This window comes from Shinella sp. BE166 (assembly GCF_051201095.1).
Taxonomy (GTDB): Bacteria; Pseudomonadota; Alphaproteobacteria; order Rhizobiales; family Rhizobiaceae; genus Shinella; species Shinella lacus.
Window position 1 is genome coordinate 62125 of the sequence record NZ_JBPEHL010000020.1, and the last position, 26991, is coordinate 89115.

Sequence of the window (26991 nt, forward strand, 5' to 3'; positions counted from 1 at the left end):
GTAGACAACATTTTCCGCAGCTCGGCGCTGACGGTCGACCATGAACGGAGTATCGGCCCCCCATTGCGCGGCCAATCAACGCTTCAGCGCAGGATAAGAAACAGCCCGCTCACGATGGCGAATGCCAGTACGCCGAGCCGCAGCCCGCGCCCGCCGATGCGGTGATGCGCCAGTCGGGAGGCGGCGCTGCCCAGGAGGACCGGCGGCGTCAGGTAGAGCGCGGCCAGCAGCTGTTCGGACCCGATGCGCCCGGAAAAAGCCAATACGACCAGCGACATGATCTCGCCGACGAAGAAGCAAAGCGCAACTGTCGCCCGCAGAACCGGCGCTTTGGCGTGCTGGTAAAGAAGAGCGAGCGGCGGTCCGCCGATGCCGGTGGCGGTTTCGGTCACGCCGGTAAACAGGCCGACGCCCAGGGCGCTCGGCTTGTTCGGCGAGAACGGCGGGGCGACCAGGGCCGCACCCGCGGCAACCACCGTGAAGATGCCGACGGCGAGGTCGAGTTGGTCGACCGAAAGGGCAGCCAGCAGCCATAGACCTGCGAACGTACCCGCAAAGCGACCGACCGTAATCCATTTGGCGCCCGACCAGTCGACATGGTCGCGCTCACGCACCGCAACATGCAGATTGAGCGGCAGCATCAGTAGCAATAGGGTAACGGGCAGGAGGTCGGGTTTCAGCATCCCGACGACAGGCGCGACGATCAGCGCGAAGCCAATTCCGAGCGATCCCTGGATGAAAGCGGAAATGAAGGTCACGATCGCCAGTATGGCGAGGAGGCTCATGCTCATTGATAGTGTCCGAGACTGCGATGGGTTTGCGAAACCGGGTGAATGCGCTGGATCGGCGCTTTCGCGATAGCGGCGGCCGTATCGCCACGCACCTCTGCCAGCAAGGCTCGCGCATCCCAATCGACCGGCCAGCCCTGCCACAGCCGTAGCTGCCCGCCGGTGAAGACGGCGTCGATCTGGTCGCGGTTGCCGTAACGCACAAGTTCCCACATCAGATCATGCGTGGGCGTGAACTCCGGCCGGTCGAGATCGACGAGCAGAAAATCGGCGGCAAGTCCCTCAACGATAGCGCCGGTCAGGCCCGAAAGACCGGCGGCGTTCGCGGCGCCCGTCGTCGCCCGATCGAGCCAGAGCCAGCCGCCACCGCAGGACGAATCACCCGTCATGAGGCCGAAACCGGCGCGTTGCAGCCCCTCGCCCGCATCCATCAGCCGGAAGCCATCGGCGCGCGTTCCATCCGTGCCCAGCCCGAAGCGAATGCCGAGTGCCGCCATCTGCAGTGCCGGCGCCACCGCATTCCCTTTCCAGAGGCTCGCCACCGGATTGTAGGCGACGGCGGTATCGGTCTTCTGCAGGAGGTTGAGTTCATGCGGCGTGATGAGCGTCGAGTGCGCAAGCAGGACGTGGGAACCAAGGGCTCCGAGATGGGCCAGATGGTCGATCGGCCGGCGCCCACGCGCCACGAGAGAGCGCTCGACGGCGACGAGGTGTTCGTTGACATGGGTCTGGAACACGACCCCGTTCGCCGCCGCCATGTCGGACACCGCCGTCAGCATCCCGTCGCTCGCTGCTTCCGGAATGGAGATCGCGAGCGACGGATGGATCAACGGATCCTGCCTGTAGGTCGCGAGATGTTCTTCGGCCTGGCTCAAAATGACGTCGGCGTCAGGTATCTGCGCGGTTCCGCCAAGGTCGTTGCAGATGAAGCCCACCACGCTGCGAAGCCCAACCTCCCGCGCTGCCCGGACCAGCGCGCCGACATGGCCCTGCGAACGCGTACCAGCATCGACAGCGGTGGTGAAACCGCCCCGCAGGCATTCGAGCGCGGCGAGCTTCGCCGAGAGATAGACCATGCGCTCGTCCAGGCTGCCCTCCAGCGGCACCCAGATTCGCCGGAAAATTTCCGACGGCTCGCCGAAGACCAGTGACTTGCCGAGCGACTGGGTGAGATGCGTATGCGTGTCGACGAAGCCCGGCATCAGCAGGTGATCGGGCAGATCGACCGGCGTCAGATCCGGATAGTCTCGCGCCACGATCTCTACGGTATCGATCCTGTTGAACGTTCCGCCTCGCACGACCACCGCCATGCTGGCGCAGGGCCCTTCCGGCAGCAGAACCTGACCGGGATGCAGGAGGAGATCACCGGTTCTGGACAGTTTTTCGCGGATCGCGCTCACTCGCTTGCTCCTTGGGCGGCGCTTTGCAGGGAAGGCGCCGTCTCCTTGGAATTACGGCCGGCGCCGTGATTGGAAAAGAGGGCATTGACGACGACGGCCGTGATGGTGCCGGCGGCAAGACCATTGCCGAGGATCATCTGGACCCACTGCGGGAATTGACTGTAGACACCCGGCACTAAGATCGGCAGCAGCCCGAGCGACAGCGCGGAGGCGAGCGTGAACATCGGCCCATGCTCCCGCAGATCGACGCGGCGCAGGAGATCGATGCCGATGACGCCAATGATGGAGAACACGATCACCGCCGTGCCGCCGACAACTGCCTCCGGCAAGGCCGTCGCCATACGTCCGATCGGTGCAAACAGGGCGATCAACACGAGAATCGCACCGGCCATCGCCGTCACATAGCGCGATTTGACATTGGTCGCCCGCACGATGCCGACATTCTCGCCGCTGGTGATGATCAGCGATGTGCCGAACAGGCCGCCGACCAGCGACATCAGCGCGTCGCCACGAATGGTTGCCGGGACGATGGCATGCGCGTCACCACGCCGCCCGACAATCTCGGCCGTCGCAATGGTTTGGCCGGTCGCTTCCGCCATGGAAATGATCGAGAAAACGATCAATGGAATGGCGGCGATGAGATCGAATTTCGGCATGCCGAAGGGAAACAACTGCGGAACGGCGATCACTGGGCCGGAAAACACGCCGGACATGTCGATATGGCCGAGCGCAAACGCGACGAGCGAGCCTCCGACAAGGCCGAGCATGACGGCCAGCCGTTGAAGCGTGCCGGAAAAGACGCGCGCGGCGATGATCGTCAGAACGATTGTAATGAGAGCGAGCCCCACTTCGACCGGCGCGGCAAAACTCTCCGTTCCGGGTTTGCCGGTAATCGTCACGCCATAGATGCGCACGAGATTGACGGAGACCAGCAGAAGCATGGTTCCAACGACGATCGGCGGAAAATATCGGAGCAGCCGGCGAAAGACCGGCAGAGCGAGAAAGTAGAACAGCGCCGTCATGATGACCGCGCCGACGGCCGTCTGAACATCCGTCTGCTGCGCGATCGCCAGAAAAATGGCGATGGGCGCACCACCGGGTACCATGACGAATGGCAGACGCGCGCCAAACCCCTTCGGTCCGAAGCTCTGCAGCATCGAGCCCAGACCGCAGACGAAGAATGTTGCACTGATCAACGATACCGTCACCGCGTCGGAAAAACCGAGCGCCTTGCTGACGAGAAAGACTGCGGTGATCGGCGACGCTGCCATCACCAACACATGTTGCAGGCCAAACAGCATCAGGCTGCGCAAAGGCAGCTTCTCGTCGGCTGGATCGACCACGCTATTCCATTCACTTTTCATGATTTCCTCCTCCCGGCCTCCTCAAGCCGCTCATGCAAATCGTTTTGCATTGCGCATTTCCTATCACGCTTTTTACCTTTTGCAAATCGTTTTGCTTGAACGCTTTCGACGTGCTAGGACGAATGCCGCTGGAGGCATCATGGGAAAACCGACGATCACCGACCTTGCGCGCGCCGCAGGCGTATCCGTCACCACCGTGTCGCATGCCTTCAGCGGACGGCGGCATGTCGAGCCGGAAACGCGCAGGCGCATCGAAGCGCTCGCAGAGGAGATCGGGTACCGTCCCAATCACCGCGCCCAGCGTTTGCGAACCGGACGGGCAGGATCCATCGCCCTCGTCTCATCCATGCCGTTCGCCGTAGCCGCAGGCCCCTCCCGGCTGGGCTTCCTGATGGAAATCGCCGCAGCCGCAGCCGTTACCGCCTTTTCACGCGGCATATCCCTTTGTCTCGTGCCGCCACTTGGGCCCCGTGACAGCCTGGAAGCGCTCGAAGTGGACGGCGCGATCGTCGTGGAGCCGGAACGTGACGATCCGGTCCTGGACTTCTTTTCCGATCGCGGCGTGAATATCGTGTGCATCGGCCGCGCGCCGGGTCGGGACGAGCTGCCTTTCGTGGACCTGCAGAGCGGTGCGACGGCGCGGCTTCTGCTTGATCATCTCTTTTCCGGCAACAGCAATGTCGGCCTGATCACCGGCCAGCAGCGGCGCAACTCCTATATCGAGATGGAAGCCGCCTATGCGGCGCGGATAGAAGAGACAGGCGCCTCCCCCACCGCGATCCGGATAGATGAAAATGGCGGTGAGCAGGCTGCCGCCGAAGCCGCCGAACGCCTCCTGCGTGCAGAACCCTCCATTTCGGCCCTGTGCGTGCCGGTCGATGCCTTCGCGACCGGCGTTCTGGACGCGGCGCGGGCTTTGGGTCGCAGAGTTCCTGAAGACCTCCGCCTTGCCACCCGCTACGACGGCATGCGCGCCAAACTGGCGACGCCTCCGCTCACCGCAGTCGACCTTCACCTCGATCACGTCGCAGCCGCCGCGGTCGACTTACTTCTAGCGCATCTGGGAGACGGAGCGGCCACGCCGCAGGCACTCGCCCCGCCCACCCTTGTCGTCCGGCCGTCATCGGCGACGTCGAAAAGATCAAATTCAGCGAGATCGCCAGACGGGCGATCTCGCTCTTGATGGGACCCGAACCAGCGCTCTGTAGAAAGCCTCTTTCAATCACGCAATCCTACTGGATCAGCATTTTGGCGCTTTGCGTACGCCGCCTGACCTATGTCGCAATCGCGCAAAAGATCGGTCTTTCACTTAAGACGGTTGCCGGTGTCTGCAAGGAATATGCCGCTCTTTCGAGCGACCAAGCAGTTCCCAAAGAAATGTTTCTGCTGGCCGCCCGCGATATCCAGAGAGTTACGGGCTTTTGGCCGGCGGTTGATACGGCCCAGGCCATTTCCAAGCGGGCTGTAGAAATTATGAGCGGGCATCGACGCAAGAATACAATGCCCGAACTCGGCAGGCGGCTGGAAAGCCTAAGGTTGCTTCCGTGAGCGTGTTGGCGTGTCAATAGATAATGCGAACAAAGCTGCCCATTCCCAGAAACAAGCTCCATCCTCACAATCTGTTAGTGTGGCCTGGAAGGCCCGTTTCAACGCGTGTCTGTTTGCTGCGCGCGAAGGTCGTACGGGGTCCGGTTTCTGGAGGAAGGCGGCCCTTTTAATCGACGCATCAGCCGCAACCAGTTCCCGTCAACAGCGTTTCCACGCCGCAGCTGTCGGGCAATCAATCTCCCTTTCTGCAAAGTTTTTCGTAAGCGGTGGCTCGTTGGCAACTTGTCGAGCGGCCGTAGCCAATCCCTGACGGGGCTGAACTTCTCCAAGAGCTCGGATGTCGAGACTACGCCGCCATTCGCATCATCGTCGCAATTACCTCTTCTTCGCGATAAGGCTTGGAAAAGAACACCACGTCCGACGGCAAGCTACCCTGTGGTGGTTTGGTGTGGCCGGAGGTGATGATCACATGAATGGGCGGCCAACGGTCGCGTATCATGGCGGCGAGACACAGTCCGTCGATACCGCCCGGCATATCGATGTCGGTAAATACAATCGAGATATCCAGACGGTTTTGCAGAATTTCCACCGCCTGAGTGGCATCGGCAGCTTCCACTGCTTCGAACCCAGCCGATTCAATCAAATCTATCGCGGCCATCCGCAGAAGAGGCTCGTCTTCGACCACAAGAATGATTGCTGAGGACATAAGAATGCTCCGTCGCTCTAGGACATTTGCACCTGAGCGAGTGGTGCATGGAATTCGGCTTCAAAGCCCGATGGTTCGAAACGAACGTCAACGCCACCTGTTCCAATCAAACCCATACGAATCAGCTTCGAACCGAATCCCTTGCCATTCGGTTCGACGGCAGGAGGTCCGCCTTTCTCCTTCCAATTGAACACCAGCTCATCTTCGCCGCCGAGGTCTCGCAGGTGCCAGGTGACTATGACGAGGCCGTCCGGGTTCAGGAGTGAGCCGTATTTGGTCGCATTGGTGGCAAGTTCATGCAAAAGAAGAGAGATAGACAGCGTGGCTCTTGGACCAAGGTCAACCGAAGGCCCATCGACCGCCAGGTTCTTCGCACTCATGAAGTTCGCGAGGACCGCGCTGACAACATCACCAAGGCTCGCATTCGACCAACTTTGCTGCAGAAGGACATCATGTGCGGTCGAGAGCGCGTGAAGCCGGTCCGTGAATGCACCAACGGGGGCTCGGTCGGCGACGCTGCGCAGGGTCTGCGTGGCAATCGCCTGGACCATGGCAAAGGTGTTTTTCATGCGATGGCTGAGTTCCTCGTTGCGAACGGTCTGTGCCTCCTCTGCAAGCCATTTCAGGTTTTCCGCTTCCTTCCGTTCAGATTTGTCCGTGAAAAGGATACCGACACGGTGGCTATTCGGGTCGCCAACGCGAAACGCGTGAACGTCAAACCAGCGTTCACTCAACTCTTTGGCGACGTGCTCGAACCGCACCGGCTCGCCACTAAGCGCGACGCCGCCATAAATATCGAACCAATGTTGCTCATGATTTGGAGCGAGGTCGCGCATCCACTTGCCCTGAGCGTCCACCAAACCTGTCTGGGTCGCAAATGCTGGATTGATCTCGACGAAGCGATAATCGGTAGGGACGTCACCATCGAATTTCATCTCGACGATGCAAAAACCATCCTCAATGGCTTCAAACAAAAGCCGGTACTGTTCTTCGCTTTCGTACCGCTTCCGGTCGCCCTCCTTCTGACGCGACATCGCAGTATCACGTTCCAGGACAGCCTTTCGCAGATGCATTTGCGTCATGACCTGACGGGCCAGGGCTCTCAGTCCATCGGCCTGGCTTGCCGTTAGTCCTCCAGGGCGCGGTGTGCCGTCTATGACGCAGAGACTGCCAAGGACGTTTCCATCAACGTCGCGAAGCGGTGCTCCCGCATAGAAACGGATGTGCGGCTCGCCGGTAACAAGGGGGTTTTCACGCGTTCGTTCGTCATTCCTGAGGTCTGTGATAACGAGAAGATCATCCTCGACAAGAGCATGAGCGCAGACCGAGCGGTCGAGATCGGTCTCGCATGGCTCGAAGCCGATCCTCGCCTTGAACCACTGGCGGTTCCCGGCAACAAGGCTCACGAGAGCGACTGGTGTTTCACAGAGAAGGCACGCAAGGCCGACGATGTCGTCAAAACCTTGCTCGGGTGGCGTATCGAGGATGTCGTAACTGGCGAGGCTTGCAAGGCGCGTCGCATCTGTTGTGTAAGGAGGCGGCGGCACGCTTTGCTTTCTTGAGTTTTAACCAGACAAACACCATTACATTTCACCCGAACTTTGGGAAGCCTCGGCGCGCCATTGTTCCAGTCACTGTATCGCTGGAATGAATGGCGCTAGTGCTGTAGAGATTGGAAAATGAAAGTTTCTGCGCGGCGGGGCGCACCACGACCATGCTGCAGAACATTCCACAAGACCTCTTTTCCAAGATATTCATAACGGACGAACTGGAAAGCAGGCCAGTCGAACGCGCCGATTTCCTGAAGGAAAAGATTGCAATTCAGGACCTGGCGGCACGGATGGTTATCGATCCGGATGCCGTGCTTCCACGCTTCGTCCAACTCGCGATGCAGATGACCGGCGGCGAGTCGGCAGGATTGAGCATCCATGATGAAGCTGGCAAGTCATTCCGATGGCTTCATATGTGCGGAGAGCTTGCTGCCTTCGAAGGTGCAACGACTCCGCGCAATTACAGCCCTTGTGGCGTGACACTTGATACACTTCGCCCCACGCTCGCAAGTCATCAGGAATGGGCCTACAGTTGGGTATCTGACGCGAATATCGAGCTGCCGGAAGTGCTGCTGGTGCCGCTCTCGATTGGCGGCACGGAGTGAGGAAGATCGAGGTCGACAGCGGCAAACGAGCAGGCTTGCCGAGCGACGCAGCCGAGAAGATGAAGGCTCTTGAGCGGGAGAACCGCGAACTTCGTCAGCCCAACGAGATTTTGCGCAAGGCGTCTGCTTATTTCGCAATGGCGGCGCTCGACCGCCCCTTCAAGCGATGATCTCGTTCATTGACGAACACCGTAGCGTGTTCGGGGTCGAGCCGATCTGCAGGCTTTTGCCGATTGCCCCATCAACCTACTACGAGAACGTCGCCAAGCGCCAGGATGTGGACCGCTTGTCGGATCGCGCCCGCAGCGATAGCGGCCTGAAGATAGAGATACGTCGGGTGTTCAATGATAACTTCCAGGTCTACGGCGTGCGTAAAGTCTGGCGGCAGTTGCAACGCGAACGCTACGACATCGCCCGCTGCACGGTCGCTCGGCTCGATCGCCGCCTCAGTTCTCAAGATCTTCAGCATCTGACGCGATTTCCGACACTTTGGCCGACTTGACTTTACGGGGGTCCTTACGGGCAGGCTCTCGCTCGCGCATGGACACAAAGGCGGGCGGAGCCTCTCCGTTCTTGTCGACCCCGAAATAGATCGTCTGATGCGGAAACGGAATTTCGATCGCGCGTGCATCGAATACGCGTTTTACTGCGCCATTAAGAGCCCGACCAACAGCCCATTGTTTCCCGGGCAGCGTCTTGATACGCACGCGCAAGATAACAGCACTGTCGGCAAGCTCCTGCACGCCAAACCATTCCATCTCGCCCAGAATGACGCCGTTGATCTCCGCATCACCACGCAGTTCCTCGAATGCATCAAACAGGGCCGCGCGAGCGATCTCGACATCCTCGCGGTAGGCGATACCAATATCGCCGACATGGTAGGAGAAGTCACGCATGAGATTGGTGACCATCTCCACCGAGGAGAACGAAATAATGTGGTACGCGCCCCGAACGTCTCGCAGGCTGACAGAGCGGATCGTCAATCGCTCTACCGTGCCCGTCGTGCTGCCGACCGTGATCACGTCACCCACATTGATCGCGTTTTCGAGTTGAATGAACACGCCGTTGATGACGTCCTGCACAAGCTTTTGAGCGCCAAAGCCAATCGCCAGACCGATCACGCCGGCGGATGCCAGAAGTGGCGCGATATCCAGTCCCATTTGCGAAAGCGAAAACATGAGAGCGATCACTACGATCGCGATGGTCGCCGCATTTCTGAGGAGTGTGAGTAGAGTTGTCTCGCGTGCGGTCGCAATGGAGCCGAAGGCAGGGTTCAGACGATAGTCGACCCAGGACGTCAACGCGAGCCAGAAGATATAGGCGACCAGCAGGATGACGAAGACCGAGGCGATCGCGCTGGTGAAGGCCAGCCCGATGCGCGATTGCATCATCGTCGCGATGTCGAAAATACCCATCGCCGAAAGCACGATCCCGAGAACCACCGCCAGGATGACGATGCGAAGGATCGTCAGGAAGCGCGGAACGAGACCGTTGACGCGTCTTTCGAGAAGCGGAAGGCGTTCGTTGACATTGACCGGCAGCCGAACGCCACGCGTCACCGTGCGCGCCAGCCAGTCCGCGACGACAAAGCCGATGATGATGGCTGCAAAGGCCTGGGCGCTCGCGGCCAGCACGGAAAACAGCCGTTCGGCCGGCCCGATCAGCACGACGAAAAAGAGGAATGCGAGATAAACGAGCACCGGCCAATGCCAGCGTGTCGCCATGAAGCGGGCCTGACGGTGGCGGGGGCTGTGGTCCGGGGTCGTCAGGAGCCAGTCGGTCACCGCCTGGCGGTTCATGAAGGTCGCCGATATGGCGATGATCAGGGCAATGAGCGCGACGAGTGCGGAGATCGCCCGACCGGAAGCGAGGGACACCGCTTGCGAGAGAACCGGCTGGAGGAGAAGCTGCCCATAGCCGAGAATGCTGACGATCCAGCCAAGGATCCGACTGGTTTTCCGGGCGGCCTCATCCGATATGCGCACCAGCCGCAATTCGCCGGCCGAGGGCGAAAGGACGGTTCTGATCGCCACCCTCGCCAGTTGTACCACCGTGAACGCATTCAGGTAGAGCGTCTGCTGGATATCCATGCGCCCCAACTCGCCGAAGACCGTGAGCGCCGCCACATATCCGGCGCCCCATGCGACAACGACAATGCCGATATCGAGCGCGGCCGAGGCTGCAATGAGAATGGCCTTCTCGAAAAACCCGGCCGAGGCGGAGCGTTTTCCGAACGAACGGTCGATCCGCCGCGTAACCAGGCGCAAGGCCATGAAGACCCCGTAGGTGACGACGATCACGAGGGCTAGGTCGCGCAACGTACGCAACAGCACTTCGCCTTCCGCACCGCTCAGATTGGCAAATGTTGCCGGCGCGGCCGCCAGTTGCCTTGAGAAGACGATGACTGAAGAAACAGCCCTCTCGGCGGATTGTCGTGTGACCTCCGCGATCTTCTGGCCGAGCGAAGTATCCTGTGCCGCCGGCGGTTGCGCGGCATCGGCGGAAAGCGCCTTTTCACCATTCGCGGCTTTCTGCAACTCACCAAGGAACGTCTCGCGTGTCTTGTCGTCGCGAAGGACGTCGATGAGATCCTGAAGCTTCGCAGCCTCGGCCGGCTGGTCCTGGGTGGCGCCCGGCAGGAGGGATTGCTGCGCGGCCGCGGGCATGATGCCTGCAACGAGCATGAAGATCAGAAGAAGGACGGTTCTCATCAAGGGAAGTTCCATGGGTCAGGCCATCGTGCGCGTGCCGGGAAACAACAGGTCGACAAAGCGGGCCGCCGTCGGTTGCGGTTCGTGATTGGCAAGGCCCGGGCGTTCATTGGCCTCGATGAACACATAATCCGGTTGCGAGGGATCGCGGACCATGAAATCGATGCCGACGACCGGAATGTCGATTGCGCGTGCGGCCCGGCAGGCGGCTGCGACAAGATCCGAATGCACCGTGTCCGTGACATCGTGGATCGACCCGCCGGTATGCAGGTTTGCGGCCTTGCGCACCGTGATCTCACGCCCTTCGTCGAGCACGGTTTCGAGATTCAGCCCCTGCCCTTCAAGGCAGCGCTCTGTTTCCGCGTCGATCGGGATCCGGCTCTCTCCGCCTGTCGCGGCCTGCCTGCGGCGGGATTGCCGCTCGATGAGGCAGGCAATCGTGCTGTGGCCATCGCCGATGACGGCGGGCGGACGTCGCACGGCGGCGGCGACCAGCGCATAATCGATGATCACGAGGCGCAGGTCCTGCCCCTCGAAACACGCTTCGAGCAACACCCGCTCGCAGACCTGGCGCGCCGAGGCGATCGCCGCGTCCAGCCCTTCCATCGTCGTGATGCCGATCGAGATGCCGCGCCCCTGCTCGCCGCGCGCGGGCTTTACCACAACCTTGCGGTGTTTTTCCAGAAAGGCCTGAAGGGCCGTTCTGTCTTCACCCACCTCGATCTGCTCCGGGACGGCAAGGCCCGCAGACGAGACGATGCGGCGCGCGATGGCCTTGTCGTCGCTGATCGACATCGCCACCCCGGATGTCAGTTCCGAGAGGCTCTCGCGGCAATGGATGGATCGGCCGCCATGGGTCAGGCGAAAGAACCCGCCTCCGGCATCCGTGATATCCACATGGATGCCGCGCCGCGTCGCTTCGTCCACGATCAGCCGCGCATAGGGGTTGAGGGCATCGTAGGACTGATGCGGCATCGCGAAGAACTTCTCGTTGATGGCGTTCTTCCGCTTGACGGTGAAGAGCGACATGCGCTGGAAGTTGAGTTTCTCGTACAGTTTTATCGCCAGTTCATTGTCGTGCATCACCGACAGGTCGACATAGGAGAGGCCACGCGCCTGGAAATGTTCGGCCAGCTTGCAAAGCAGCTTCTCGCCGATCCCGGGCTGGCGCGCATGCGGATGCACGGCAAGGCACCAGAGCGAGGCCCCCCGATCCGGATCGTCGAACAGCCGCTGATGATCGATGCCCGTCACCGTGCCGACGATCTCGCCGGAGGCATCGTCCTGGGCGACAAAATAGGTGAGCGACCGGTTGTCCCGTTCGGAGGAGAAGAAGTCCGAGCGGATCTGCACCATCCCGCAGGCGGCATAGACATGATTGATGCCCTCGGCATCGACCTCGGTCGCCAGCCGGCGGATGGTGATGCCGCGCATGCGGCGCGGTTTTGCCCGATAGGTCGACAGGTTGAGCCGGAATGTGTGCGAGGGGTCGAGGAAAATCTCCTGCGGCGCCCGCGATAGAAGCACATGCGGATCACGCACATAGAATGCGATATCCCGGCTGGACGGCGCTTCGTCGCGCAGCTCCGACAACAGCGTCTCGTGGTCGGAAAAGGTCTGGGCGAAGACCAGTCGCCCCCACCCGCAGTCCAGCACCACATCCTTCTTCTGCGTGCCGGAGGTTTCCGGCCGTCCGACATGCCGGCCGGGCTGGGCGCGCGTGCGCAACTGCTTCAGTCGATGGGTGACTGCCTTGGTTCCCTTGCTGCGCTGGCGCGGCGAAGTCGCATCCCCTGCCTTCTTCATGTCAAACCCCCTGGGCCTGGAGCCACATTTCCAGCAGCCCGACCTGCCAGAGTTCGGAGCCGCGCAGCGGCGTGATGTGGTCCGACGGCTTGAGGAGCAGACGGTCGAGATAGTCCTCGCGGAAGAAGCCGCGCTCGCGCGCCTTCTGCGAATGCAGCGTGTCGCGGATCATGTCGAGATAGGGACCGGCGATATATTTGAGCTGCGGAACCGGGAAATAGCCCTTCTTGCGATCGATCACCTCGCTTGGAACGACCTTGCGGGCCACGTCCTTGAGGATGCCCTTGCCGCCGTCGCGCAGCTTCTCTTCCGGCGGAATGCGCGCGGCAAGCTCCACCAGCTCATGGTCGAGGAAGGGCACGCGGGCTTCCAGCCCCCAGGCCATGGTCATGTTGTCGACGCGCTTCACGGGGTCATCGACCAGCATGACATTGCTGTCGAGACGGAGCGCCTGGTCGACGGGCGTATCGGCGCCGTCTCGCAGCAGATGCTCTCTAAGCAATGCGCCGCTGGCATCGTGATCCGCGATCCACGCTTCCGACAACTGTGTTCGCAGAACGTCATCCGATCTATCGCGGAATGCCTTGCCGTAATCGGCGACGACATCGTTGGAGTCGACCAGAGGCGGATACCAGTGATAGCCGCCAAAAACCTCGTCCGCACCCTGGCCGGACTGCACGACCTTGATGTGCTTCGAGACCTCCTTGGAGAGCAGGTAGAATCCGACATTATCGTATGACACCATGGGCTCAGACATTGCCGCTATCGTGCCAGGCAACGCCCCCATCAGGTCAGATGAAGGCACGAAGATCTTGTGGTGATCTGTGCCGAAATGTTCGGCGATGAGATCCGAATAGACAAACTCATCGCCCTTCTCACCATTGGCCTCCTCAAAGCCGACGGAAAAGCTCATAAGATTATGTTGGCCCGCTTCCGCGAGCAGACCGACGATCAGACTGGAATCGACCCCGCCGGAAAGCAGTACGCCAACGGGCACGTCGGCGATCATGCGACGCTTGACCGCGAGGCGAAGGGCTTCGAGAAGCTGGGCCTGCCAGTCCTCACGCCGGATCGCGGCATCGGCGGGCTGGCGCCGGTATGGTGGATCCCAGTAGCGGCGATCCTCAAAACTGCCATCGCGTCCAAAGATGCGGATCGTCGCGGGGGGTAGTTTGCGCACGCCGTTCAGGATGGTGCGCGGCGGCGGCACGACTGCATGGAAGGTCATATAGTTGTGCAGGGCCATCTTGTCGATCGACGTATCGACACCACCTGCCTTCACGATCGCCGGCAGGCTGGATGCAAAGCGCACGGCCCCCGCAACTTCCGCGACATAGAGCGGCTTGATGCCGAAGCGGTCGCGAGCCATGATGACGCGGCCGCTGTCGCGTTCATGAATGACAAAGGCGAACATGCCGTGGAAGCGCGAAACGCAGTCTTCGCCCCAGGCATGCCATGCCTTTAGGATGACTTCGGTATCGCCGTCGGAGAAGAACCGATAGCCCTTGGCTTCGAGGTCCGACCTGAGTTCACGAAAATTGTAGATGCAGCCGTTGAAGACCATCGACAAGCCGAGGTCGGGATCGACCATTGGCTGCTGCGACTTGTCGGACAGGTCGAGGATGCGCAATCGCCTGTGTCCGAGTCCCACATTCCCTCGAACCACGACACCCGATCCATCCGGCCCGCGAGGCGCGAGAACGTCCGCCATGATCGAGACCGCTGAAACCGACGGTGACCCGCCATCGAACCTGACTTCTCCGCAAATTCCACACATATACTGGGCAAAACCTCCATTGTTGGTACAAAATGCGACGTCAGGGCCGTGAAAAGCTCCACGGCCCTGACGTCGTATGAAAACCCAATGTCCGACGCGGCACGATGTTCCCTTCCGGAGCTGACTTCATCCCCCGATCGTCTTTGCACGCGCCAGCATATAGTCCTCAGCGAATGCCATATGCTCGGCGGCGATGCGGCGCGCATCGTCCGTCCTTCCGTCCTTCAACGCGGCCATCAGGCGATACTGGAAGGACAGTCCTTCCTCACGGGAGCTGGACGCCGGATCGGAATAGATCCTTCGCGCCAACGGCAACTCGCGTAACAGGTTGTGCATCAGCCCGCAGAGGAACCCGAGCAACGGGTTGGGGCAGATCTGTGCGAGTTGCGAGTGGAAGTCGAGTTCTGCCACGCGCTGGCGATACTGCTCGTCGGGATCGCCCGGCGGATGATCGTAGATGCGGATCGTATTTTCCAGCAAAGCGAGTTGCTCGGCCGTCACCCGGCCCGCAAGCAGGGCCGCTATTTCGGGCTCCAGCGCCTTACGGATGGCATAGATGTCGGACAGGCTCGGCTGGTCGAAGAAGAAGTGGGTCGACAGCAACTCCATGGCGTGCTGGGCGGAGGGCGCGGCAACGAACGCGCCGCCACCTGGGCCACTGCGCGTAAAGACCATGCCTTGCGTCTCCAGCGTCTTCATGGCCTCCCGCACGGTGCCCTTGGCCGCCTTGAACCGATCGATCAGTTCGCGCTCCTGTGGCAGGCGGTCGCCGGGGGCGAGGCCTTCCGAGCGGATATAATCTTTCATCCGGTCGGCAATCGCCTCGGGCCGCCGCTTCGTCTTGCCGGCGGGCGTGAAGAGGCGTTTGCCATCTTCGCCGATCGTGCTGCGTTTTTCCCTGATGCCTGGCATGCCCGTCACTCTCTTCTGATGCGAGGCGCGCTCGCGACAAGCCGTTGTGTATAGGCGTGCCCGGGATTGGCAAAGAGACGCGCCGCGGGCGCCGTCTCGACCACCTCGCCCAAATACATGACGGCGACACGATCGGAGATCGCCTCCACGACGGCGAGGTCGTGACTGATGAAGAGATAGGATAGACCGAAGCGCATCTTCAGGTCGCGCAGCAGCAACAGGACTTGCGCCTGCACGGAGACGTCGAGTGCACTCACCGGTTCGTCGAGTACGATGATTTCCGCTTCGGCCGCCAGTGCCCGGGCAATCGCGATGCGCTGCGCCTGACCGCCGGAAAACTCGTGTGGATACCGGGTGAGCGTATCTTCCGGCATCTGCACTGCGTCGAGCAATTCCCTCATCCGCGCGGTACGCCTCGCCGCCTCGTAGCCGCACAGGAGTTTGAGCGGCGTGTCGAGGATATCGCGGATCGTCTTGCGCGGATTGAGCGAGGCGACCGGATCCTGAAAGACGTACTGAATCATCTTGCCGAAGGCGCGCGGTCCCTCCCGCCGCAATGCACCCGCATCCTTTCCGCCGATCATCAGGCTGCCGGCGGTGGGCGCTTCAAGGCCGACGAGCATTCGGGCGAGCGTGCTCTTGCCGGAGCCGCTTTCGCCGACGACGGCAAGCGTCTCGCCGCTCGCAACATCGAGCGAGACGGATTTCACGGCCCTGACCTCATGGCGCGCCTTGCCGAGCAGGCTCCTGCCGCCGCCGAACGTCTTGGAAAGGTTGCGGATCTGAATGGCGGATACGGTCATGATGCCTGCTCCTTGCCGCCCGCGAAGAGCCCGGCGACACGTTCCAGGAAACGCTCCCCCGTGCCGAGTTCGGGCACGCAGGCGATCAGTCGCTTGGTATAGGCATGCTGCGGATTGGCGAGCACCGCGCGGGTTTCACCCGTCTCGACGATCTCGCCGTCCTTCATCACCGCCACCCGGTCGCAGATTTCCGAGACGACGCCGAAATCGTGGGTGATGAACAGCAGGGCCATGCCACGCTCGCGCTGCAAATCGCGCAGGAGTTCGAGGATGCGGGCTTGCACGGTGACATCGAGGGCCGTCGTCGGCTCGTCTGCGACGATCACGTCCGGGTCGTTGGCAAGCGCCATGGCAATGCCGACACGCTGGCGCTGGCCGCCCGAAAGCTGGTGCGGATAGTGTTTTGCCCGCTCCCGCGCCTCCGGGATGCCAACCTTGTCCAGAAGGGCGACTGCCCTTTCCCGGCACGCCGCAGCACCGATCGACTGGTGCGCGGCGATCGCCTCCTCCACCTGCCGCCCGACTGGATACATCGGGTGCAACGTCGTCAGCGGGTCCTGGAAGACATAGGCAACGCGGCTGCCACGGCTGGCGATCAGGCGCGTCTCGGGCATCGCCAGCACGTCCTCGTTTCCGAGATAGACCGCCCCGTTGCAGATCAGCCCCGGCGGAGACGCCACCAGCCCCATGACGGACAGCGCCGTGACGCTCTTGCCCGAGCCGCTTTCGCCGATGAGGCCGAGGCATTCGCCCGGCTTCACATGCAGCGAGACACCGCACACCGCCGGCACGACCCCGCCGCCGCGCCGGAAGCCGGTTTCGAGACCCGCAATCGAAAGAGCAGCATCCGCTACGGCATTTGCCGGCATGGCGCGGCCGCTTGCGACTTCAGTCACCGGCCCCGGCCGCGCAAGCGCACCAGAGCGTAGGCGCGGGTCGAGCACGTCGCGGACACCGTCGCCGAGAACGTTCAGGCTGATGACGATGAAGAAGATCATCACGCCCGGAACGATGGAGACATGCGGCGCAGTGAGCAGCTGTGCCCGCCCCTCGCCCAGCATGGAGCCGAGATCGGCCTGCGGCGGCTGCGCGCCGAGGCCGAGGAAGCTGAGGCCCGCCGTCTCGAGTATCATCCAGCCCGCCGTCGTCGACATGGTGATGATGATCACCGGCAGGACATTGGGCAGCACCTCGGTGAGGATGATCGAGAGGTTGCCCTTGCCGGAGAGCCGCGCCGCATCGACGAATTCGCGGTGTACGTAGCCGAGCGTCACCCCGCGCACGTTGCGGGCGAAGAAGGGGATGTTGACGACGGCGATGGCGTAGAGCGCGTTCATCAGGCCCGGACCAAGCGCCGCGACGATCGCCAGCGCCAGCAGGATATAAGGAAAGGCCATGAGCATATCGATGCCGCGCATCATCGCATTGTCGGTGCGCCCGCCCGCATAGCCCGCCACGATGCCGATTGCCGAACCGATGAGGGCGGCTATCAGGGTTGCGGCAAAACCGACCGCGATGGATATGCGCGTACCCCAGAGCAAGCGGCTCAGGATGTCCCGGCCAAGCTGGTCCGTGCCGAGCAGGTGGCCGGCCGTCAGCAGGGGTTTCAGCCGGTCGGCCGGCGCCGTCGCGTCGGGATCGGGCAGCGGCAGGATCGGCACCAGCAGGATCATGAGGGCGATCAGGCCGAGCAGCACCAGCCCTGCCGTCGCCAGACGATTGTTGAGCAGCAGGTGCCAGGAGGTGATCCGCCGGGGCGCTTTCGACGCCGGCGTTTCGGCAAGCGCGCTCATGTGCGAATCCTCGGATCGAGCATGGACTGAAACACGTCGGCGACGAGATTGAACAGGACGTAACTCGCTGCGACCACGAGGACGCCACCCTGCACCAGAAGGATGTCGCGGGTCGAGATCGCCTTCACCAGCATGGCGCCGATGCCCGGCCACTGGAACACGGTCTCGATATAGACGGCACCGCCCAGCACGAAGCCGGCCTGGATGCCGATGACGGGAATGATGCTGACAAGCGCCGCGCGGAAGGCATGGCCGTAGATCACGCGCCGTTCAGGCAGGCCCTTGGCACGCGCCGTGCGCACATAGTCCTGCCGCAGCACCTCCAGCATCGCGCCGCGCGTCAGCCGGGCGATAACCCCGGCGGCAACGACCGCCAGCGTGGTTGCCGGCAGGATCAGGTGGATCAGGAGGTCCTTGAGATCCCCGCCGCCATAGACCGCATACATGCCGGACGCCGGCAGAATGCGCCAGTGCACGGCGAACAGATAGATAAGCAGGAGCCCGAGCCAGAAGGACGGCATGGAGATGCCGGCGAGCACGAAGAATGTGATCGCCCGGTCCACCCAGCCGAACTGCCGAACCGCCGAAACCACGCCCGCGAGCAGGCCGATCACGGAACACAGCACGAGCGACACGCCGGCCAGCACGAGCGTTGCCTGAAAACGCTCCAGCACTTCGTCGAGCACGGGGCGGTTGAGGGCGAAGGACCGGCCGAAATCGCCATGAAGGACGTTGCCGATCCAGATCAGGTATTGCTGCACCAACGGCTTGTCGAGACCGAGGTCGCGGTTGATGCGCTCGACGTTTTCCGGCGTGGCATAGGCGCCAAGAATGGCCGTGGCGGTATCGCCCGGGATCAGCGCCATCACCAGAAAGACGATGATGGAAAGGCCGAACAGCACGGGCACGACGGCGATCAGCCGTTTCAGGATATAGGCCGACATGGGACCTCCGGGACATCCGTGGCACTGCCGGCATTTCTGCCGGCAGTGGCTTTACAGACGAGGGCTACTGCTTTGTCACACCATGGAGATTGAGCAGGAAGGAGGGTTGCAGCTTGAAGCCCTGTACGGCCGCCGTGGTGACCGCATTCTGCTTCCAGTTGGCAACGAAGAGCCAGGGCGCATCGTCATGCACGATCGCCTGCACCTCGCCGTAGAGCTTGCCGCGCTCGGCCTGATCCGTCGATACGCGTGCCTTTTGCAGAAGCTCGTCCACCTTCGGGTTCGAGTAATAGCCCGAGTTGAAGCCGCCCTTGTCCGGCATCGCGTCCGTGCGCAGCGTCAGGTAGGGCACCGTGTCCGGATCGTTGGTCATCCATGCCATTTCGGCCATGTCCGCCTTGCCCTCGAGACCGGGATTGACACGGCCGAGGAAGGTGTTCCACTCGTAGGTCTCGATCTTCACCGTGAACCCGACGGCCTGAAGGTCCGCCTGGATCGCTGCGCCCATGGTGATCGGATCGAGCATGCCGGAACCGCCCTCGGTGACGTAGAAGGTAAGCTGCGGATTTTCGACACCCGCCTCGGCCAGCAGCGCCTTGGCCTTTTCGGGATCGTAGGCATAAGGCTCGACAGCACTTTCCACCCAGTTGAAGGCCAGCGGAATCGGACCGGCCGCGACCGTCGCGGTGCCCTGCAGGACATCGTTGACGAGCGTTTCCTTGTTCACGGCATAATTGGCCGCCTGGCGCACACGCTTGTCGGCGAAGGGACCGGTCTTGGTGTTGAGAATGCCGAACCAGACATGCGGGCCGGCCTGTTCCGCAACGGCGAAATTGGCGTCCTGCTTGAAGGTCGCGAGATTGTCCGGCGGGACCTCCACCATGACGTCGATGCCACCGGCCATCATCTCCGCGACGCGCGTATTGGCATCGGTGATCGGCCGAAACACGACGGCCTCGAGGCTCGCCGCACCATCCCAGTAATCTGGGTTGCGGTCGATGACGACGCGCTGGCTCGACAGCCACTCGACGAACTTGAACGGCCCGGTTCCCGAGGGGCTGCGACCATAGTCCTTGCCATGCTGCTCAACCGCGGCAGGCGAGACGATCAAACCCGTCGGATAGGCCAGATTGGAAAGGAACGGTGCGAAGGGCTCGCTCAGCTTGAACTCGACGGTCTGCGGATCGATCACGTTGACGGATTCGACCGAAGCGAAGTTGAACGACAGCGGGAATGGGCCGGTGTTGTAGAAGGGATGGTCTTTCTTCAGCATGCGGTCGAAGTTGAACTTCACCGCCTCCGCATTGAAATCCGAACCGTCATGGAACTTCACGCCCTGGCGAAGCTTGAACGTGTAGGTCTTGCCATCGTCGGAAATGTCCCAGCTTTCGGCAAGCGCCGGCTCGATCTCCAGCGTGCCGTCCTTGAAGCGCACGAGGCCGTCATAGATGTTGACGAGGATTCGGAAATCGTTGGTCGCGGTAACCGTGTGCGGATCGAGAGACTGGGGCTCGGCGATCTGGCCCACGACCAAAACATTGGGTGGTGTCTGTGCGGCGGCCGGCCCCGTGGCAAGCGCGGCGCAGGCAAGGGCAGCAGCCGCAAGGGCGCTCCGAAACAGCCTCTTCATGGGGAAGATCCTTTCGATTTGGCATCGTTCGTGAGCTGCTATTTATAACTACAAATACACTCCGTGCAATAATTTATCATGATTAAATTCCAAAACCGTGGATTGACGCGCCTCTCGCGCTCGGCGGAAAACTGATCAGGACCCGCCGGGCTCGTCCGCACTGAGATCCTGCTCGGCACGCTCGACTTTTTGGCGGGTGAAGCCGCGCAGGCCCGAGACTTCCTCGGCGTCGCGCTCGATCTGCACCTCGCTCGCAGCATAGTGCACCACCAGCTTTGCAACCGACATCAGGGCATGGAGATGGATGCGCTCATAGCCGTGCGAGGCATCGACGCCGAAGGCCAGGAGCGCGGTGCGCACGTCATGCCCGGCTTCCACGGCGGAAGCGGCGTCGGAGCGATAATAGCGAAAGACGTCCTTCTGGACGCGGATGCCGTGCTCGCCGCACAGCTCATAGAGCTTTTTCGACAGGTGATAGTCGAACGGGCCGGTCTGGTCCGCCATGGCGAGCGTCACGCCGAACTCGTCGGAATTCTGGCCCGGTGCGGTCGTGCCGTTGTCGATGGCGACCAGCGAGGCGATATCCGGCACCAGAGCCGCCGATGCACCGACGCCGACCTCCTCGCCGATCGTGAAAAGCCAATAGGTATCGACCGGCGTTTCAATGGCCTCCCGCTGCATGGCCTCGAGTGCTGCGAGCATGATCGCCACCCCCGCCTTGTCGTCGAGATGGCGGGAAACGATGAAACCGTTTTCGAGAAATTCCGGCTGCGGATCGATGGCGACGATATCGCCGATGTCGATGCCGAGCTGCACGATGTCCTTCCGGTCACGCGCAAGCGCGTCGATACGCAACTCGATATGCCGCCAGCCCGACGGTTGCGTGTCGACCTCTTCGTTGAAGGTGTGGCCCGACGCCTTCAGCGGCAGGATGGAGCCGCGATAGATCCCCTTGCTGGAAAAGATCGAGGCGCGCGCGCCTTCGGCAAACCGCGCCGACCAATGGCCGATCGACACGAGTTCGAGCCGGCCGTTGTCTTTCAGCGCCTTCACCTGCGCACCCAGCGTATCGAGATGCGAGACGATGCCGCGGGCCGGCCGCTCCGCAGCGCCGGGACGACGCGCACGGATTGCGCCGCGCCGTGTCAGCTTGACCTCCAGCCCGAGGCGCTCCAATTCGCGCGCCGTGTGGCGTACGGCTTCGTCGGTAAAACCGGTGGGGCTCGGGATGGCGAGCAGTGCTTCCAGCCGAGCCCTGAGATAATCCGGGTCGATATTGATCGGTGTCTGCATGGGGGCGTTGTCGCAGCCAACACCGGTTTCGTCAACAATACGACGCCGGGCAGCGTCGCCCCCATCATAGCCGCGGTCGATCTGCTCCCATGGAAACGCCGGGCTTCCCGGACGAAAAATCACCCGGCACGCTCGCCGCACATAACGCCAAATTGTTTTAACGGAGTGGCAATTTTTACCATTCGGTAGAAATTTCTTCCACTACGGTAGACATTGCGGCAGCAATGTGCCAAATAATGTCCTTGTTGCGACAGTGTTTCATTTGCGACATCGATTTGTAACAGATCTCGCTTATAGGTCGCTCGAACCAGCATACATCAAACAAAGGAGAGTGCCTCGCTTCCGGAGCCGGGCCCGACACAATATGGCTTTTGCAACTGAGCGCGACCTTCCGGGCGACGAACGACCGGTCAAGATCAGCATCAGGAATGTCTTCAAGGTTTTTGGCGTACGTCCGGAACAGGCCCTCAACCTTCTCAATGCGGGCAAGACCAAGCAGGAAATCCACGCCGCGACCGGATGCACGATCGGCGTCAACGACGCCAGCTTCGATATCCGCGCCGGCGAAATCTTCGTCATCATGGGCCTGTCCGGGTCCGGCAAATCAACCATGTTGCGCCTTATCAACCGGTTGATCGAGCCGACCTCGGGAACGATCGAGATCGACGGGCGCGATGTCACTCGGATTTCACGCAGCGAACTGATCGCACTCCGGCGCCACCAGATCAGCATGGTCTTCCAGTCGTTCGCGCTGCTGCCCAATCGCTCCGTTCTCGACAATGCCGCCTTCGGCCTGGAAGTCGCCGGCGTCAGTGAGGCCGAGCGCAAGCAGCGCGCCCGCGCCGCCCTGAAGGCCGTCGGCCTCGAAGGCCATAACGACAGCCGGACCGACCAGCTTTCCGGCGGCATGAAACAGCGCGTCGGCCTTGCCCGCGCGCTCGCCGCCGAGCCGGCGGTATTGTTGATGGACGAGGCCTTTTCGGCGCTCGACCCGCTCATCCGCACGGAGATGCAGGACGAGCTGGTGCGTCTCCAGGCCGAGCACAGCCGCACCATCATCTTTGTCAGCCACGACCTGGACGAGGCCATGCGCATCGGCGACCGCATCTGCATCATGCAGAACGGCGAAGTCGTTCAGGTCGGCACGCCCGACGAGATCGTGCTCAAGCCGGCAAACGACTATGTTCGATCCTTCTTCCGCAATGTCGACGTCTCGCAGGTCTTCCGCGCCGGTGACGTCGCGCGCAAGACGCAGGTGACGATCATTGAGCGCCAGGGCGTGTCCGCTGCGGCCGCGCTCGAACGCATGAAGCATTTCGACCGGGAGGTCGCGATCATCCTCGGTCGCGACAAGACCTACCACGGCATGGTCAGCCGCGCGTCGCTGATCGAAACCGCCGGCAAGGACGCGAGCGACCCGTACAAGCGGGCGTTTTTGCCGGACATCGAGCCGATCCCGGCCGCCGAAAGCCTGTCCAACGTGCTGGGCAAGGTCGCCTCCAGCGCCTGGCCGGTCCCGGTCGTCGACGACAGCAACCGCTATCTCGGCTCCATCAGCAAATCCGTGCTTCTCGAAACGCTCGACCGCACCGCCTGATCCGCCAGCCCGGAGATTTTTCCATGACTTTCGATATCGGAGACGGCGTCGACAGCGTCGTCAATTACATCCTCGACAATTTCAGCCCGTTGCTGGACACCATTGCCCTGATGATCGGCACCGTGACGGACGGAATCCAGAACCTGCTTCTCGCGACGCCGCTACCCGTCGGCCTTGCAATCTTCGTGTTGCTGTCGCTGTGGCGCGTCAGTTTCGGCTTTGCCGTGTTCACCGGCCTTTCGCTCTGGCTGGTCGGCCATATGGGCCTGTGGCAGGCGATGATGGAGTCGCTTTCACTGGTGATCGCCTCGACGCTGATCGCCATGGCGATCGGCCTCCCGCTCGGCATTGCCATGGCGCGCAGCAACCGGGCCGCGGCAATCGTACGCCCGGTGCTCGACCTCATGCAGACCATGCCGGCCTTCGTCTACCTGATCCCCGCGGCCATGTTCTTCGGGCTCGGCGCCGTGCCGGGAACCATCGCGACCGTCATCTTCTCCATGCCGCCCGTGGTGCGCCTCACCAATCTCGGCATCCGCCAGGTGCATGTGGAATTCGTCGAAGCCGGCAACGCCTTCGGCTGCACCCCCTCGCAGCTTCTGTTCAAGGTGCAACTGCCGAACGCCATGCCATCGATCATGGCCGGCATCAACCAGACGATCATGCTGTCGCTGTCCATGGTGGTCATCGCCTCGATGATCGGCGCCGGCGGCATCGGAAACACGGTACTCACCGGCATCCAGCGCCTCGATGTCGGCACCGGCTTCGAAGGCGGCATCGCCGTCGTCATCCTTGCCGTGATCCTCGACCGGATCACGCAGAGCCTCGGAAAGGAGCGCGCCGGCATCTGGCGCACCCTCTTCCGCCGGACAGCGCAACCGCAGGCGAACTCCCCGGCCACGGCCTGAGAACGTCCGGCTCGCGCTGAAAAATGGCGGCGCCCGCGCCGCCGAATGCGAACCTTCAAAGGAGCAAACATGTTCAAGACACTCGTTGCCATGAGCCTCACCGCAAGCCTTGCCACCGCTGCTTTCGGCACGGCTTTCGCCGAAGAAAAGGCGCCGGTGAAGATCGGCTGGGCCGCCTGGTCCGATGCCGAATTCGTGACCAAGCTTGCCGCAAAGCTCATCAAGGACGAACTCGGCCAGGAGGTCGAGCTGGTGCAGACCGACGTGGCCCCTCTCTACCAGGGCGTGAGCCGCGGCGACCTCGATGCCATGATGATGGCCTGGCTGCCCGCCACGCACGCCGACTACTTCGCCAAGGTGAAGGACAAGGTGACGACGCTCGGCACCGTCTATGACGGCGCGAAGCTCGGCTGGGTGGTGCCCAAATACGTGCCAGAGGATGCGATCGCCTCGATCGAGGACCTCAAGAAAGATGATGTGAAGGCCAAGCTCAAGGGACGCGTCGAGGGCATCGATCCCGGGGCCGGCCTGACGCGCCTGTCGGAAAAGGCCGTCACGGACTACGGCCTTGACGGCTACAAGCTGCAGATTTCCAGCGAGGCCGGTATGCTGACGACGGTTGATCGGGCGATCCGCAAGGAAGAATGGTTCGTCGCAACCTCCTGGAGCCCCCATTGGATGTTCGGCAAATACGAGCTGCGCTACATCGCCGACCCCAAGGGCGCGCTTGGCGACGCCGAACATGTCGATGTGCTCGCCCGCAAGGATTTCGAGGAAGACAATCCGGAGGTGGCCGGCTTCCTGTCACGCATGAAGCTGCCGATCGGCGATCTCGAGGCCGCAATGTTCGACGCCCAGGAGACCTCCTACGAAAAGGCCGTCGAGAAATACATCACGGACCATCCCGACCAGGTCAAGGCATGGCTCGGCAAGGAAGAAGGCTGACACCAGCGTTTGATACCCAATCCAGCTCCGTGGGGCGCCAGCCCCTCAGAGCACTCATCATGAACAGGAAGGACCTTTCCATGCATGACTATCCTGAAGACACCCTGATGCCCGCCGCGCCCGCCGGGCTTAGAGACGACACGATCGGCGGCCGAATTTCGCTGGCACGCGACGCGATGGGCATGACGGTCGAGCAGATTTCCAGCGTGGTCGGCGTGACGACCGAAACGTGGACCAATTGGGAAAACGACCGCTCCGAACCTCGCGCCAACCGTCTCGACATGCTTGCGCGCATCCTCCAGATCAGCATCGCCTGGCTTATCGACGGCCAGGGCAAAGGCCCGCTGGAAGCGAAGTAAGACCCTGCATTCGACGAAGCCACCCAGGCGCGCCGGGCAATCGAAAGAGCCCGCCGCTCGAAGTAAGTGATGTCAAAGCGGCGAAACTCGTGCAAAAAAGACGGCATGCCCATCTGACATTCCATGCGCCGAACAGCCGCCGGATACAGACAAAAGCTGAAAACCACACGATGGCCGACCTCTACCGCAAATCGAAGCTGCTCCGGCGTTCCCGGGTTTTCCGGGGCTCTCTCTCCCTTTGGCGCCCGCGCCTCGTCTTCTGGTGCGGGGCCTTGGCGACCGGCGTGATCAGTGTCGGCTTTGCGAAACTCGCCGACTTCGCCCAGCACGCTTTCACGCGCCTCACGACGGCGGGCTACTGGACGTTCCCGCTGCCGATGCTGCTGACGCCACTCGCCTTCGCGCTGTCGGCCTATCTGTCGATGCGCTTCTTCCCCAACGCGCAGGGCAGCGGCATACCGCAGGCAATCGCCGCCCGACACCTGAAGGATGACGAGGATCGCGGAAAACTGCTGTCATTGCGCATCGCCTTCGGCAAGATTCTCCTGACCGTGCTCGGCCTCTTTTCCGGCGCCTCCATCGGCCGCGAGGGGCCGACCGTGCAGGTGGGGGCTTCGATCATGCTGGCCGTCGCCCGCTTCGGCGGCATGGCGCAGGCGAGAGGTTTGATCCTTGCGGGCTCGGCCGCCGGCATCGCCGCTGCCTTCAATACGCCGCTTGCCGGCATCGTCTTTGCCATCGAGGAAATGAGCCGCACCTACGAGGCGCGCGCGAACGGCCTCGTTCTCGTCGCGGTCATCCTGTCCGGCCTCGCCGCGCTCGGGCTTTCCGGCAGCTATCACTATTTCGGGTCCGCTTCCGCGGCCCCGGGCACGCTGCAGGACTGGAGCCTCGTGCTCATTTGCGGTGTTGGCGGCGGGGCGTTGGGCGCGGCCTTCAGCGGCATGGCACTGCATTTCGGTCAGCGCATCCGCCGGTGGGCGCAGCCGGCGCCGCTGAAACGCATGGTGATGCTTGCCGTGTTTTGCGGGATCGCTGTCGCCACCATCGGCGTCGTCTCCGGCGGCAAGACCTTCGGAACCGGCTACGAACAGGCACGAGGCGCCGTACAAGGCGAGGCTCTTCCGCTGCTCTTCTTCCTGGAAAAATTCGCCGCCGGTTTTCTCTCCATGCTTTCAGGCATTCCCGGCGGCATCTTTGCACCGTCGCTGGCCGTTGGCGCGGGACTGGGCAGCACCGTCGGCTCGCTTCTCGGCACCAGTGTCACGCTCGCGGCAATTCTCGGCATGGCAGGATATTTCGCCGGCGTCGTCCAGGCCCCCATGACCGCCTTCGTCATCATCCTCGAAATGACCGGCGACCACGAAGCCGCCATTCCGCTGATGGCCGTCTCGATGATCGGCTACCTCACATCGCGCATCCTCTCGCGCGAGCCGCTCTATCACGGACTTTCCCGCGTCTTCATCGCCGCGGCGATCCGGGCGCGGCGAGCATCTGGTAAGAGCGTCGGCGAGGCAGAGCCGTCTCACGAACGATAGCAACCACTTCGTTG

Annotated in this window: 22 protein-coding genes, 1 pseudogene and 1 other annotated feature; of the genes and pseudogenes, 9 read left to right on the forward strand and 14 right to left on the reverse strand. The window is 62.1% G+C overall.

The window, feature by feature from the left end:
* Positions 1 to 83: 83 nt before the first annotated feature.
* The 3 genes from J2Y63_RS30795 to J2Y63_RS30805 are packed head-to-tail and all read right to left on the reverse strand — an operon-like array spanning position 84 to position 3552.
* The gene (locus J2Y63_RS30795) at positions 84 to 791 is read right to left on the reverse strand and encodes a sulfite exporter TauE/SafE family protein (RefSeq protein ID WP_256119126.1); all 708 of its coding nucleotides are present in this window, start codon (positions 789 to 791) and stop codon (positions 84 to 86) included.
* Positions 788 to 2188, reverse strand: a complete 1401-nt coding sequence (locus J2Y63_RS30800) for an amidohydrolase family protein (protein ID WP_435269133.1) — start codon at positions 2186 to 2188, stop codon at positions 788 to 790. Before J2Y63_RS30800 ends, J2Y63_RS30795 begins: the two co-directional genes overlap by 4 nt.
* Positions 2185 to 3552 carry a uracil-xanthine permease family protein gene (locus J2Y63_RS30805; protein ID WP_435269134.1) on the reverse strand — a complete coding sequence of 456 codons (1368 nt, stop codon included), beginning with the start codon at positions 3550 to 3552 and terminating at the stop codon, positions 2185 to 2187. Before J2Y63_RS30805 ends, J2Y63_RS30800 begins: the two co-directional genes overlap by 4 nt.
* 139 nt (positions 3553 to 3691) lie before the next feature.
* Here J2Y63_RS30805 and J2Y63_RS30810 point away from each other — a divergent pair, with 139 nt between their 5' ends.
* Both J2Y63_RS30810 and J2Y63_RS30815 read left to right on the forward strand, forming a co-directional pair.
* A complete protein-coding gene (locus J2Y63_RS30810; protein ID WP_435269135.1) occupies positions 3692 to 4735 on the forward strand; it encodes a substrate-binding domain-containing protein in 1044 nt (347 codons plus the stop codon).
* Positions 4732 to 5100 (forward strand): hypothetical protein, encoded by a 369-nt coding sequence (locus tag J2Y63_RS30815; RefSeq protein ID WP_435269136.1) that lies wholly within the window; start codon positions 4732 to 4734, stop codon positions 5098 to 5100. Before J2Y63_RS30810 ends, J2Y63_RS30815 begins: the two co-directional genes overlap by 4 nt.
* 346 nt (positions 5101 to 5446) lie before the next feature.
* Here the strand turns inward: J2Y63_RS30815 and J2Y63_RS30820 are convergent, their stop codons facing one another.
* Entirely contained in the window at positions 5447 to 5806 is a 360-nt protein-coding gene (locus tag J2Y63_RS30820; protein WP_256119122.1) for a response regulator, read from the reverse strand.
* A 17-nt stretch (positions 5807 to 5823) separates the two neighbouring features.
* The gene (locus J2Y63_RS30825) at positions 5824 to 7353 is read right to left on the reverse strand and encodes a sensor histidine kinase (RefSeq protein WP_435269137.1); all 1530 of its coding nucleotides are present in this window, start codon (positions 7351 to 7353) and stop codon (positions 5824 to 5826) included.
* 167 nt (positions 7354 to 7520) lie between these two features.
* On the opposite strand from J2Y63_RS30825, the gene J2Y63_RS30830 reads away from it, so the two are divergent.
* Together J2Y63_RS30830 and J2Y63_RS30835 are read left to right on the forward strand one after the other, a co-directional pair.
* Positions 7521 to 7961, forward strand: coding sequence for a hypothetical protein (locus J2Y63_RS30830; RefSeq protein ID WP_435269138.1), 441 nt, complete (start codon positions 7521 to 7523; stop codon positions 7959 to 7961).
* Positions 7958 to 8418: pseudogene (locus J2Y63_RS30835) on the forward strand (IS3 family transposase); the annotation flags it as partial. The gene J2Y63_RS30830 and the pseudogene J2Y63_RS30835, both read left to right, overlap by 4 nt.
* Positions 8086 to 8202: a sequence feature (AL1L pseudoknot), on the forward strand. Its footprint overlaps the pseudogene before it by 117 nt.
* Here the strand turns inward: J2Y63_RS30835 and J2Y63_RS30840 are convergent.
* From J2Y63_RS30840 to J2Y63_RS30880, 9 genes are all read right to left on the reverse strand, one after another.
* A complete protein-coding gene (locus tag J2Y63_RS30840) occupies positions 8408 to 10687 on the reverse strand; it encodes a mechanosensitive ion channel domain-containing protein (protein ID WP_435269139.1) in 2280 nt (759 codons plus the stop codon). The pseudogene J2Y63_RS30835 and the gene J2Y63_RS30840 sit on opposite strands and share 11 nt — an antisense overlap.
* Before the next feature lie 3 nt (positions 10688 to 10690).
* Entirely contained in the window at positions 10691 to 12478 is a 1788-nt protein-coding gene (ngg, locus tag J2Y63_RS30845; RefSeq protein WP_435269140.1) for an N-acetylglutaminylglutamine synthetase, read from the reverse strand.
* A 1-nt stretch (position 12479) separates the two neighbouring features.
* A complete protein-coding gene (locus tag J2Y63_RS30850) occupies positions 12480 to 14255 on the reverse strand; it encodes an N-acetylglutaminylglutamine amidotransferase (protein WP_435269141.1) in 1776 nt (591 codons plus the stop codon).
* 126 nt (positions 14256 to 14381) lie between these two features.
* Positions 14382 to 15167 carry a FadR/GntR family transcriptional regulator gene (locus tag J2Y63_RS30855; RefSeq protein WP_435269142.1) on the reverse strand — a complete coding sequence of 262 codons (786 nt, stop codon included), beginning with the start codon at positions 15165 to 15167 and terminating at the stop codon, positions 14382 to 14384.
* A gap of 5 nt (positions 15168 to 15172) precedes the next feature.
* Entirely contained in the window at positions 15173 to 15970 is a 798-nt protein-coding gene (locus tag J2Y63_RS30860; RefSeq protein ID WP_435269143.1) for an ATP-binding cassette domain-containing protein, read from the reverse strand.
* Complete coding sequence (locus tag J2Y63_RS30865; RefSeq protein WP_435269144.1) at positions 15967 to 17763, reverse strand: dipeptide/oligopeptide/nickel ABC transporter permease/ATP-binding protein; 1797 nt, start codon at positions 17761 to 17763, stop codon at positions 15967 to 15969. The genes J2Y63_RS30860 and J2Y63_RS30865 overlap by 4 nt, the downstream gene beginning before the upstream one ends.
* A complete protein-coding gene (locus J2Y63_RS30870) occupies positions 17760 to 18707 on the reverse strand; it encodes an ABC transporter permease (protein ID WP_435269145.1) in 948 nt (315 codons plus the stop codon). Before J2Y63_RS30870 ends, J2Y63_RS30865 begins: the two co-directional genes overlap by 4 nt.
* Before the next feature lie 64 nt (positions 18708 to 18771).
* Positions 18772 to 20337, reverse strand: a complete 1566-nt coding sequence (locus J2Y63_RS30875; RefSeq protein ID WP_435269146.1) for an ABC transporter substrate-binding protein — start codon at positions 20335 to 20337, stop codon at positions 18772 to 18774.
* Between the two features lie 135 nt (positions 20338 to 20472).
* Positions 20473 to 21630 carry an osmoprotectant NAGGN system M42 family peptidase gene (locus J2Y63_RS30880; protein ID WP_435269147.1) on the reverse strand — a complete coding sequence of 386 codons (1158 nt, stop codon included), beginning with the start codon at positions 21628 to 21630 and terminating at the stop codon, positions 20473 to 20475.
* Positions 21631 to 21994: 364 nt separating this feature from the next.
* Here J2Y63_RS30880 and proV point away from each other — a divergent pair, with 364 nt between their 5' ends.
* The 5 genes from proV (at position 21995) to J2Y63_RS30905 (ending at position 26977) form a co-directional block, all read left to right on the forward strand.
* Complete coding sequence (proV, locus tag J2Y63_RS30885) at positions 21995 to 23227, forward strand: glycine betaine/L-proline ABC transporter ATP-binding protein ProV (RefSeq protein WP_435269148.1); 1233 nt, start codon at positions 21995 to 21997, stop codon at positions 23225 to 23227.
* A gap of 23 nt (positions 23228 to 23250) precedes the next feature.
* Positions 23251 to 24135 (forward strand): ABC transporter permease, encoded by an 885-nt coding sequence (locus J2Y63_RS30890; protein WP_435269149.1) that lies wholly within the window; start codon positions 23251 to 23253, stop codon positions 24133 to 24135.
* A gap of 69 nt (positions 24136 to 24204) precedes the next feature.
* Positions 24205 to 25080 (forward strand): glycine betaine ABC transporter substrate-binding protein, encoded by an 876-nt coding sequence (locus J2Y63_RS30895; RefSeq protein ID WP_435269150.1) that lies wholly within the window; start codon positions 24205 to 24207, stop codon positions 25078 to 25080.
* Positions 25081 to 25139: 59 nt separating this feature from the next.
* Complete coding sequence (locus J2Y63_RS30900) at positions 25140 to 25439, forward strand: helix-turn-helix domain-containing protein (RefSeq protein WP_435269151.1); 300 nt, start codon at positions 25140 to 25142, stop codon at positions 25437 to 25439.
* A gap of 170 nt (positions 25440 to 25609) precedes the next feature.
* A complete protein-coding gene (locus J2Y63_RS30905; RefSeq protein ID WP_435269152.1) occupies positions 25610 to 26977 on the forward strand; it encodes a chloride channel protein in 1368 nt (455 codons plus the stop codon).
* Positions 26978 to 26991: the final 14 nt, after the last annotated feature.